The sequence below is a fragment of the Vibrio sp. OPT41 genome (assembly GCF_015163595.1).
In the GTDB taxonomy this organism is placed as follows: Bacteria; Pseudomonadota; Gammaproteobacteria; order Enterobacterales; family Vibrionaceae; genus Vibrio; species Vibrio alginolyticus.
In genome coordinates this window covers 139,096-150,723 of record NZ_JADDYH010000036.1, presented here as the reverse complement: position 1 = coordinate 150,723, position 11,628 = coordinate 139,096, and the positions used below count along the sequence as shown (strand labels likewise).

The window sequence follows — 11,628 nt, the reverse complement described above, 5'->3', positions numbered from 1 at the left end:
TGCCCGAAGGGCGATAAGTCGATTTACAACCGAGGTTTTGGTTCGAGTGGTTTTCGTGATGGTTGCGCTTGCAAAAATGGCAGTAACAAAAGGCCAATGACGGCTGCACAAACTGAAATGGTGATGAAGAAACCCGTCCAATGATATTCTTCAAGAATTAACGCCAGTGGATAACCAGACAATGCTGCGCCCATGTAGGCGAACAAGCCCACGAATCCTGTTGCCGCGCCGGCAGAATCTTTGTGAGAGCACTCCGCCGCCGCCATACCGATCAGCATTTGTGGTCCAAAGACAAAGAAGCCGATGGAGAACAATCCCGCGGCTTGGAACGCAAAGTTGGTCAGGGGCATCAGCCAAAGCGCAGAGACAGATAAAAAAATCCCAATCGCGAACAGCAAGTTCATTGGTCCGCGGTTACCGCCAAAGAGTTTGTCTGAACCCCAACCCGCAACTAATGAACCAACAAAACCGCCGATTTCAAACATCGACAGAGCAGCGTTGGCGTTAATCAGGCTATAGTGATGCTGCTCGGTTAAATACAGGTTTCCCCAGTCGTTGATTGCGGTTCGGACGATGTAAACCAACACATAACTGAACGCGAGTAGCCAGATGTATTTGTTGTTAAATACGTACGATTTCAGAATTTCTCGGTAGGTGAGGCCACGTCCGTAATTTTCTTGCGCAAGTTCTAGTGCGTCGTTGCGCCATTGGCCGACACTTGGTAAACCCATTGTTGTGGGTTTGTCGCGCAATCGCCAACAAACGAATAGACCGAGTAATACCCCGATGATGCCGGGTAGAATAAAACCTTCACGCCAGCTGTAGTGCAACGTTATATAGCCCACCAAAATAGGGATCAGCGCGCCACCAACGTTGTGTGCGGTGTTCCAAATCGCCCATAAGAAGCCACGCTCGGAACGTGAATACCAAGTGGTTAACAGCTTCGAGCATGAAGGCCAGCCCCAGCCTTGGAACCACGCGTTTAAGATCCACAGAGTAATGAAAGCCGCGAGTGAGCTAGAAAAGCCGAACGCGATGTTGACCAGACCTGTCGCAATCAATCCTAGTCCCATGAAATAACGAGGATTAGAGCGATCCGAAATCGTGCCAGAAATAAACTTCGAGCAGCCGTAGGTGATGTAGAAAAGCGTACCGATAAGACCCAAATCGCCTTTATCTAAGCCAAGATCGGTAATCATCGCTGGTGCGGCGTAGTTAAAGGTCTTACGGGTAAAGTAGAAACCTGCGTAGCCGATGTACATCCCCAACATAATGTGCAAACGCCAATGGCGGTAACGCTGGTCGATTTGCTCGTTGCTTAGACTCGGTTGAGTAAATTTAGGTGAACGTAAAAATCCAAACATCTTGAGTTACACCTTAGGTAAAGTAATGCTGATTTGTGTGCCGATCACTTGATCGCTGGTGGAGTAGATAACCATTTTTCCACCTAACGCGTGCACACGCTCTTGCATGCCGCGAACGCCCATGCCTTTCATACTGTCCTGAACTTTGAAACCGACACCATCATCGTGAATCATCAATGACACCGCCGTTTCTCCAATTGTCAGTTCAATATTGATCAACTGCGCTTCTGCGTACTTGGCAGCGTTATTTAATGACTCTTGGCATAAACGGAATAGGGTTACTTTGAGTGTGTCACTCAGGCTTGTGTAATCGCCTTGCCAGTTCAGTTGAACAGTCGTTCCGTGATTGGCGAATTCCATCTCTCGCGTCAGTTGCTCGACGGATTCTTTCAAGTCCAAATCATCCAGCATTTTGGGTCTTAGCTTGCTTAACAGTCGCTTAGTAGTGTCGTACACGTTGAGGGAAAGCCCTTCAATCATGTCGGCGCAACCAACGCGTGTTTCTGCGTTATTTACCCGCTTAATGATGTTGGCTTGTGTGCGGATTGCCGTGATGTTCTGGCCGATTTCGTCATGTAGCTCGCGCGCAATATCGCGTCTTACCGATTCTTCCGCTTTGATAAGCTGGCGAGACAAATTCTGATTGCGTGCAAGTTCGCCGCGCAGTTTGTGATTGAGGTCTTTTTGTTTCTGAATCCCTAAGCCGAGCATAATGCCGGTGATGGTTTGCGCCGAGAGAGATAATAACAAATCGGTGATTTCTAGATTTGATACGCCGCTGCGAGCCGCAATCAGCGCAATGCTGTTGAGCATGGTGGCGAGCAGGGCTCCTTGCCAGCCGTAACGCAGAGCAAGCACGATGATTGGAATCGCCATACAAAATGGCGCAAATCGTTTTAGCTCTTCAGGCAAACTGGTTTGCACCAAAATACTGCCGATCAAAAGTAGCGCATAAAGCACGATATGACGCACCTGAAATACAACGGCATTACTTAGTAGGAGAGAGCTAAGCGGAGACCAACGACTTTGGAACAAATAACTCCATAACAAGTAGCACATAGGCACCACGAGCAAGCCTCCAGAAATGCTAGCCAGCCATACCATGTAAACCGAAGGAACGTGAAAACCAACGGCCATCACATTAATAAACGCGCTAATGATAATGACTGCGCTCATCACGGCTAAATGGCGGTTTTGGTCTCCGTAGTAGTATTTTTTCGCAATCAGAGTGACCGGGATACTGGCAATGCTCGCAATCAGCACGGTAAGCCACTGCGGTTGACCCAGTAACATTGCAAGTGCGATGGAAAGTCCCCACTCCGAAAGGTAAATCGTCGGCCAATAAGCGGTGCGAGTGTGTAGGGCGACACCTAATCTTAAAGCGAAAGGAAACAATAAGATCGCCAGTTCGGGATCATTGACAAAGTAATAGGCAATCACCCATAAGCAGAACCAGGCGCAAGCCATAACAAATAGTCCGCAAATGGTGGTAACAGCGTAAGCTCGCATTAAAAGGACTCTTGAGAAAATAGTTTGGCGAGCTCAACGTTGTTTTTCACGCCGAGTTTGTCGATGGCATTCGCACGATGCACATGCACGGTCTTGTGGCTCAAGCCAAGCTCTGCCGCGACAGACTTTACATCCAACCCGGTCGCAAGTAGCTGACATACCTCGTTTTCACGTTTTGTCAGTTGGCATAGAGAGGTGGTGTTGTCGCTAGGCGTTGCAAGTTTAAGTGCAATATCTGATGTGAGGTAACAGCCGCCAGAAGCACTGGTTCTCACGGCTTGAATAAGTTCGTCTGGGCTACAGCGTTTACTAAGATAGCCTTTTGCACCTAGCTTTAGTGATTTTTCCACCATCGCAGGGGAGTCATGCACGCTAAGCATCACGCAGGCAATGCCAGTTGGTATTTCGCTAAGAAAGTTTAAGCCGCTTTCATCTGGCATGGAGATATCTAGGATGACGACATGAGGGTGTACCGCAGGCAAGCCTTTGCGCGCTTCGGCGACAGAGCCGAATTCACCGACAACGGTAATATCACTTTCTAAATTTAATAATTGTGCGAAACCTGAACGCACGATGACGTGATCATCAACTAGAGCAACATGAATCATTATTACAACCAAATAGAGCAGACGACTAACAACAATAAGCTCCAACAGGAGCCAATAGAAAAACCTTTAATGATACTGAATTGATCAACTCATTTTAATGATCTTGCGCGCTTTACCGAAGTAAAGCGCGCAGAGAAGTTAGGCTTGGTTTTGTGCAAGTTGAAGCTTCTTCGCGTGTCGAATCTTCTTCTCTTCCGCGATAGCGACGAAAGCAAGCAAAACAATACAAATCATGGCGGAGGTATCTAGAGCTGCGAAGGTACCTTTCCAACCTGTTAAGCCGAAGATAGGTGTACCGTCTGCAATCATACCGAGACCAAGTTTCGCGAAGCTGTCACCGATTAGGTAAGCGAATGTACCTTTTACGCCGTCAGCCACACTGATTGCTTTTTTAGGGACAAAACCAACTGCGGCAACACCGATAAGAAGTTGCGGACCAAACACCAAGAAGCCCAATACAAATAGTGAGGCCAAGTACATGAACTCGCTAGTGGCGTGCTGGTAGAACTCAAGCGATACGATGATCAAGCCAAGAGACACACAAGCAACCAATGCGCGGCGACCGTTTGCTAGGTCAGACAGGTAACCCCACATCAAAGTACCCACAAGCGCACCGACTTCGAACAGAGTAAAGCCAGAGATTGCCGTTTCTTTTGACAGACCAAGCTCTTGGTACGCGTATACCGTTGACCATTGGTCGATGCCGATACGAACGATGTAAAGGAAGATGTTGGCAAAGCAAAGTAGCCAGATAACTTTGTTTTTAAGAACGTATTCAACAAAGATTTCTTTTTTGGTCATCTGGTTTTCTTCTGCGGCGGTGTCTTCTTCACTCACTGCTTCATCGAAAAGTTCTTCTACTTTACCTAGACCGTAAGCTTCTGGAGAGTCGCTACCAAAGCGCATACCGATAAAGCCAACGATGATCGCGATGATAGAAGGGAACACGAACATGCCGATTACGTGGCCGTCGAATAGGTAGTTAGCACCGAAAAGAGCAACACCCGCTGCGCCCGCACCACCAACGTTGTGTGACATGTTCCACAAGCCTAGGTAAGAGCCGCGTTTGTTACGAGGTGTCCATTTTGTAATGGTTGAGTAACTAGAAGGGCCACCAGTACTTTGGAAGAAACCACTTAGAGCGTAGAAAGCCACCATCAAGAACAGGCTTGCACTACCGCCGCCCATGCTGAAGCTGAAACCAAGCATTGCAAGACCAGAAAGGATCAGCATAAAAGGGAGGAATTGCTTGGTGTTCTTACCGTCAGCGTAGTAAGACACAACGGTTTTACCGATGCCGTATGTGATGGAGAAGCCAAGGCCAATAAGACCTAGGTCTGTCATGCTCAAACCGTAAGTTGAGATCATGTCGTTTTGCGCGACATTGAAGTTCTTACGAATCAAGTACATGGTTAGGTAGCCGATAAATACGACCAAGTAAGATTGGATGAACGGTTTAAACCACATCTTTCTTCTAACTTCGACAGGAAGATCGAGGGTCGGCTTCCGCACCTGTTCGAGGAATTTTAACATGATGAACTCTCTTGTAATTGTTTTAGAAACACAACGGAGACCGTTATGCGCTCTTGTTACCTTTGACTGAGCGGAATTCTAGAGAGTGGTTTTGTAAGGCACATGAGATGGTTGCCTAGATCGGCTAGGAAAAATTCCTAGAAATGCCTAGGAAGGCGGAAAAGCGTGAAAAGAGTCACACAAAATCCTTACTAATTTATGGGTTTTTGACAGGGTTCTTATCGGGTTGGAAAGCGTTCAAATGCAAGCAGGTTAATATACGCAAGCTTAGTGCTGACAAGGGGTGAGCACGTTTGGTTGGAGAGAATAGTGTCTTGTCGCTAAGTATCAATTGGGAACGAGAAGCAAACAACAGAGACCCAGAGGTCTCCGTTAGAAATATTACGAATTCGATTAGGTTGACGTGTTAAGGCGCGGGGCTGTATAGACGCGGCGAGCCGTGTTTTGGCAAGTGAATTAGGTTCAAATGGTTTCTTCTTGCCCATTCGACAGTTAACGCTGTAGGCGCAGATAAGCAAACCAGAGTGGGGATACGCGCGCGAACGGCTTTGTGGATCAACTCCAAGCTGCAACGGCTTGTCATGATAGCGAAGCCACTTTGAGGTTCGATGTGATTGTTGGCCAATGCGCCAATCAACTTATCTAGCGCGTTGTGACGGCCGATGTCCTCTCGGCACAACTTGATGTTGCCTTGTAAATCTGAAAATAAAGCGGCGTGTAGCGCGCCAGATTCACGTGCGGCTTCTTGATGCAGTGCGACTTTGTCTCGCAGCCCTTCGAATACATCGGAGCGCGGAGGAAGAGACGGTGTTAGCGGTGCTAAATCAGGCAAAGCTTGTTCCAGAGCCTCGACGCCACAAATGCCGCATCCGGTTGTGCCTGCAAGATTCCGACGTTGTGTTTTTAGCGCCCAGAAAGCGCGGTTGCTGATTTCTACTTCCGCATAATGAGATTCGTGATCGCCACCAATTTCAATGTCTTTGATCTCTTTGAAGTCGTGGACGATGCCTGTGCTTAGGCTAAACCCTTTCACAAAGTCTTCCAGATGGCCTGGCGTCACCATCATGACCGCTTGGCTAATGCCGTTATAGCTGATAGCTAAAGCTGACTCACTCGCCAGCGACATTTGTTGCACTGGGCGGCCATCAATCAATTCTCGGTAATTGAACGCACTTGGTTGAGGTGGTGCTTGATTGAAATCGGACAGTTCAAAATAAGATTGAGTAGTACATCTCATGAAATCACCTCATAAGCCGTTATGTATGCCAAAAATTGACGTGTGGGTTGTTGTTATCGATTGAATATGTTCTTCGCTTCTGCGAAGCACTGATCGGTTAGCGCGGAGAAGGGTTCTTGTTTTCGCTTTAACAAACCTAGCGGGGCGTGAACGGCGGCTTCTTCGATAGGGATAATGCGAAGCGTATCGTTCAACTCTTCTAATCCACAGTTCAGCGGCATAATGGCGCAACAAAGGCCACTGGTTACTGCTTGGATCAAGTGAAAGGTGGAGTTACTTTCAATGACGGTTTGCGGAACCAGCCCTTTACTCACAAAGCTAAGATCAATTGAGTGGCGATAGTGCATACCCTTCGAAAGCAGCCCTAGCGGAATGTTATTGAGTGACTCCCACAACACTTCAGATTCGGCAAAATCGAAATGACGCTCATCGAATAAAACGCCAAGTTTGGTCGAGTATAGCTCGATAACATCGAAGTAAGCGGTGTTGACTTGATCGACATAACACATCCCCAAATCAAGTTGATTGCGATTGAGTTGGTCTATGATCTGTTCGGTCGTCATGGAGAGTATTTGAAAGCGTAACTCAGGGAACTGTTGAGCTAATGGTTTGAGCAATTCCATCGGGTTTTGGCTGGCGAGTGGCACCATTCCAAGCCGAAGTGAACCGACCAACTGACCACGGCAGTTAGCAGCCTCGGCTTGCAGTCCATCATGAGCGGCTAAGACGGTTTTCGCCCAAGCTAAAATGCGTTCTCCTGCTTCAGTAAACCCTTCAAATCTTTGACTTCTTTGGATTAATTCGAGATCGAGTTCTTCCTCTAAGCTTCGGATTCTCATGGACAAGGTAGGCTGCGTAATGTGGCACAATGCGGCGGCTTGACCAAAGTGTTTGGTCTGTTCAAGTGCGATGAGATATTTAAGTTGTTTGATATCCATAATGGCTTGTTAACCTTGCGTTGTGAGTCACATGTACGGGGGGAACTCCCTAAAAAGGGCACAGCACTACCGTACTTTTTAAGCGCTGGAGCGTTTTAACTGGGGAATGGAAAACCAAAACCAAGTCAAGAATAAAACCTCACTCAAAATTGATCTGAATCAAGGCTATTCCTGATATTAATTAGGGTCAAATTTAAAGTATCTATAGTGTGATAGATATTATCTATTATCAAGAGTGGCGATTTTATTGAGTTCGTTAAGCGAACTAGGTGGAATCGGATGGGAAAACGATTAACCTCATAAATTGTATTGATTAAAAATGTGATGACCGTCAGTGGAAAAATTCGTCATAGATTTTGTTTATCACTCGGTCAGGATTATCAATTGGACGCATATTGAATAACGACTTAATCTTTGATTTAGATCAAGACGCAACAATGCGCATTGAATCTAACAGTCTTAGAAGCAGTAGGCGGGTATCCGATATCAAGAATCTAGATAAGTAAACGCTCGGACAAGCGAGAGCATGTTGAGTGGTTACTTATTTGGATTAAAAAATACATGGATTAGAAACTAAGCCCTTCAATACTTCCGCATTATCTCAATAAATAACGCGCTTGTTTTCACGGGCACCCTGCTTGCTGGTATATCTGCGAGGAGTAAAGTCGTGAGCCAAAAAGAACAAATAAAAACATACAAAGGTCCAGCTGGTGGTTGGGGTGCACTGAAAGCCGTAACCAGAAGTTGGTGGGGCAGTGAAAATGCAGTTAAAAACATTCGCACTATGCTCAAAACCAACCAAAATGGCGGTTTCGACTGCCCTGGATGTGCATGGGGCGAGTCGCCAGATAGTGGTAAAGTCAATTTCTGTGAGAATGGCGCGAAAGCGGTAAACTGGGAGGCGACCAATCGTCTGGTTGATCCTGAGTTTTTTGCCAATCACAGCGTTTCTTCTCTCTCAACGCAAACCGATTACTGGTTGGAATACCAAGGCCGTATCACGCACCCAATGCGATACGATGCTGAATCCGATCACTACGTGCCAGTCTCTTGGGATGAGGCTTTTGCACTTGTCGCGAAACATCTCAATCAATTGGATTCACCACACCAAGCTGAGTTTTATACCTCTGGTCGTGCAAGCAACGAAGCGGCGTTTTTGTATCAGCTATTTGTGCGCGCATTCGGTACCAATAACTTTCCAGATTGTTCCAACATGTGCCACGAAGCCAGTGCTATCGGGATGAAAGACACCATTGGCGTTGGTAAAGGCACAGTGATCTTTGATGATTTTGAAGAAGCTGATGCGATTTTCGTGATTGGTCAAAACCCGGGTACGAACCACCCACGAATGCTTGAACCTCTGCGTGAAGCGGTAAAACGTGGAGCACAGGTTATCTGTCTAAACCCGCTGAAAGAGCGCGGATTAGAGCGTTTCCAAAACCCACAGATGCCGATTGAGATGTTGAGTAACGGTTCAGAGCCTACCAACACGGCGTACCTGCGTCCTGCTTTAGGTGGAGACATGGCAGTGTTTCGTGGCATCGCGAAATTCTTGTTGCAATGGGAACGCAAGGCATTGCAAAACGGTGGAAAAGCGGTATTTGATCGTGAATTCATCAAGCAACACACAACAGGTATTGATGAGTATTTGGCTGAAGTGGACGCAACCTCTTGGGAACACATCGCGGAACAATCGGGTCTTGATTTAAGTGAAATCGAGATGGTGGCGAGCATGTATCGACGTGCAGAACGTGTGATCATGTGTTGGGCGATGGGGTTGACTCAGCATCGTCACTCTGTGCCAACCATTAAAGAAGTCGCAAACGTGCAAATGTTACGAGGTAACGTTGGTAAGCCGGGAGCGGGGCTTTCACCAGTGCGTGGTCACAGTAACGTTCAGGGCGACCGTACGATGGGCATTGATGAAAAACCTTCAGATCTGTTGTTGGATCGCATTGAAAGTCGATTTAACTTTGACGTCCCGCGTGGTGAAGGCCACAACACTGTGCAAGCCATTAAAGCGATGGAAGAAGGGCAAGCGAAAGTATTTATCGGTTTGGGCGGCAACTTTGCACAAGCAACGCCAGACACAGAACGTACGCACAACGCGATGCGAAACTGTAATTTAACCGTACACATTTCGACGAAGTTAAATCGTTCTCACCTTGTCACAGGTAAAGATGCGCTTATTCTTCCATGCTTAGGCCGTACCGAGATTGATCAGCAAGCGACTGGCCCACAAGGCGTGACGGTTGAAGATACCTTCAGCATGGTACATATCTCATTTGGTCAGCTAAAACCGCGTTCGGAGCATTTGCGTTCAGAACCAGCGATTATTGCCGGTATTGCCAATGCTACACTCGGGGCAAAACCAATTGATTGGTTGTGGGCGATTGAAGATTACGACCGTATTCGCGATTTGATTGCAGACACGATTCCGGGCTTTACCGACTTTAACCATAAGCTTAAACACCCGGGTGGATTCCACTTGGTAAACCCAGCTGCCGAGCGTCGATGGAATACACCAAGCGGCAAAGCACAGTTCAGCTCTAGCGAGTTGCCGAAGCAGTTGATCAGCGAAGCGATACTCGAAAAAGGCCAAAAGCCAGATTTGATCTTGCAAACCATGCGCTCACACGACCAATACAATACGACACTTTACGGCTTGAATGACCGTTATCGTGGAGTATTTGGTATGCGCGAAGTGCTGTTTATCAATGAAGCGGATATTCGTAAACTCGGTTTTGAACCGGGCGACAAAGTGGACATGGTGTCATTGTGGGAAGATGGCGTTGAGCGCCGTGTGAGCGGATTTACGCTTGTTGCCTATGATGTACCAGCAGGTCAGGCGGCGGCTTACTATCCAGAAACAAACCCATTAGTTCCTTTGGACAGTTATGGGGATAGAACGTTTACGCCAACCTCTAAGTTTATTGCGATAAAATTGGAAAAATCGACATCCGATAAGATCGCTTTGGTGGAAGCGGAATAGTGACCAAACCGGCACAACGACATTTCCGATAAGCAAACGGCTGATATTAATTATCAGCCGTTTTTAATTGCGCTCAGTCTGCATTTAGTGCGCATAGCTTGTGTATAATGTTAATGACATTATGCTGCTCGATAATAGACAGATAAGGCCGATTTGAATCTAATTTCAAGTAGTAAAACTAATAAGAAGATGCTTATGACCTTGAAAAATATAATTAAATTAACAATCAGTCACTTAGTGGCAGTTTCTATTGGCATTGCGATAGGTATCTATACTTTACCGATCCTTATTGCACCACCTGCGCCGACCGATGAACAAGTTGCTAAGAGCAAGCAAGGTGCAGAATACAGCGCAGTGTTTAAGAGGGAACTCAAAGGTAGCGACGCTTTTCATTGGGGAGAGGGAGAAATTCATTTGAGTTCTGAAGTCATTACGTTGGTAGGAAAACTCGCTCCCGGACCAGACTATAAACTCTATCTATCTCCTAAGTTTGTCGAAACGGAACAAGAGTTTAATGACCTTAAATCTGAGATGAGCTTAATTGGTGATGTCAAAACGTTCGATAACTTCGTTGTTGAGGTTCCTCAAAGCACTTCAATTTCTGAATACAATACGGTTGTTGTATGGTGCGAGACATTCGGTGAGTTCATTACTTCGGCAAAGTATCAATAAACCTTAGCAGTAGAGTGAAAGGCTTTTCTTTTCACTTTACGCTAGGATGTTGTTTCGCATAATTAAGAGGCAAAGACTCTTAAACACTCTAAATTTAAGAGCCTTTGTTTAGAGTTATTGACAGAACCATTCGACCTGTAAGTCGTTTGCACCTTTCAGGCTACGTTCTGGAAAAACAAGATTTCGAACTATTTAGAGTTATTCTCTGTTTGGCTTGTTTCGTTCGATGACGCTAATCGCAATGGCTAAAAATAGAATATCTTTTACTAAAAAGAAGTTTGTCACCAAAACCCCATCAGACACTTTCCATGTATTCGGTGTCGTAATTAGAAAGCTGAGTGTCGCAAGAAAAATAATTGCGGCGGCTATGCCAGAAAAATAAGCGACTCGTGTGTTTTTAAGGCCAACGATTAATCCAATAGCGACAATGATTTCTGTTGCGCCAATGATGTTTGATACGGCTTGAACTGACATCACATCATACAACCAACTCATCAGAAAATGATTTTCAACGAGCGGTTGTATAAGCTTGGCCTCTGTAGGTGTGAATTTATAAATACCAATCCATATTAGAACTAAAGAAACGCCGAAAACTCCGATAAGATATCCAATTGAGTCACATTGATGATGGCTTTTTACGTTTTGCATAATTAACTACATTCTCCTGTTTGTTAGCGCTTCCAACAAGACCTATAAGGTTGGTAGAAAATTTCATAGGTTTTTTTCGCTCAAACAACAGATATTAAAAATCACGTGATACAGAATTACGTGTTTG

9 protein-coding genes are annotated in these 11,628 nt (G+C 46.0%); 2 read left to right on the top strand and 7 right to left on the bottom strand.

Features of this window, described 5'->3' with window-relative positions; genetic code table 11:
• Positions 1-23: 23 nt before the first annotated feature.
• The 6 genes from IQP38_RS15005 to IQP38_RS14980 all read right to left on the bottom strand — a co-directional run bounded on the left by IQP38_RS15005 (position 24) and on the right by IQP38_RS14980 (position 7,189).
• Positions 24-1,364, bottom strand: a complete 1,341-nt coding sequence (locus IQP38_RS15005; protein ID WP_017634643.1) for an MFS transporter — start codon at positions 1,362-1,364, stop codon at positions 24-26.
• Between the two features lie 6 nt (positions 1,365-1,370).
• The gene (gene uhpB, locus IQP38_RS15000; RefSeq protein WP_104976079.1) at positions 1,371-2,873 is read right to left on the bottom strand and encodes a signal transduction histidine-protein kinase/phosphatase UhpB; all 1,503 of its coding nucleotides are present in this window, start codon (positions 2,871-2,873) and stop codon (positions 1,371-1,373) included.
• Positions 2,873-3,481, bottom strand: a complete 609-nt coding sequence (gene uhpA, locus IQP38_RS14995) for a transcriptional regulator UhpA (protein WP_005376090.1) — start codon at positions 3,479-3,481, stop codon at positions 2,873-2,875. Before uhpA ends, uhpB begins: the two co-directional genes overlap by 1 nt.
• A 138-nt stretch (positions 3,482-3,619) precedes the next feature.
• A complete protein-coding gene (gene uhpT, locus IQP38_RS14990) occupies positions 3,620-5,014 on the bottom strand; it encodes a hexose-6-phosphate:phosphate antiporter (RefSeq protein WP_021707729.1) in 1,395 nt (464 codons plus the stop codon).
• 406 nt (positions 5,015-5,420) lie between these two features.
• On the bottom strand, positions 5,421-6,251 hold the full coding sequence (fdhD, locus tag IQP38_RS14985) for a formate dehydrogenase accessory sulfurtransferase FdhD (RefSeq protein WP_005460891.1): 831 nt from the start codon (positions 6,249-6,251) through the stop codon (positions 5,421-5,423).
• A gap of 53 nt (positions 6,252-6,304) precedes the next feature.
• A complete protein-coding gene (locus tag IQP38_RS14980) occupies positions 6,305-7,189 on the bottom strand; it encodes a LysR family transcriptional regulator (RefSeq protein ID WP_054730252.1) in 885 nt (294 codons plus the stop codon).
• A 667-nt stretch (positions 7,190-7,856) separates the two neighbouring features.
• Between IQP38_RS14980 and IQP38_RS14975 the strand changes: the two genes are divergently transcribed.
• Together IQP38_RS14975 and IQP38_RS14970 are read left to right on the top strand one after the other, a co-directional pair.
• A complete protein-coding gene (locus tag IQP38_RS14975; protein WP_085569020.1) occupies positions 7,857-10,181 on the top strand; it encodes an FdhF/YdeP family oxidoreductase in 2,325 nt (774 codons plus the stop codon).
• Between the two features lie 195 nt (positions 10,182-10,376).
• Complete coding sequence (locus IQP38_RS14970; protein WP_005376099.1) at positions 10,377-10,853, top strand: DM13 domain-containing protein; 477 nt, start codon at positions 10,377-10,379, stop codon at positions 10,851-10,853.
• 198 nt (positions 10,854-11,051) lie between these two features.
• On the opposite strand, the gene IQP38_RS14965 is transcribed toward IQP38_RS14970, so the two are convergent.
• Entirely contained in the window at positions 11,052-11,501 is a 450-nt protein-coding gene (locus tag IQP38_RS14965; protein ID WP_005376100.1) for a YkgB family protein, read from the bottom strand.
• Positions 11,502-11,628: the final 127 nt, after the last annotated feature.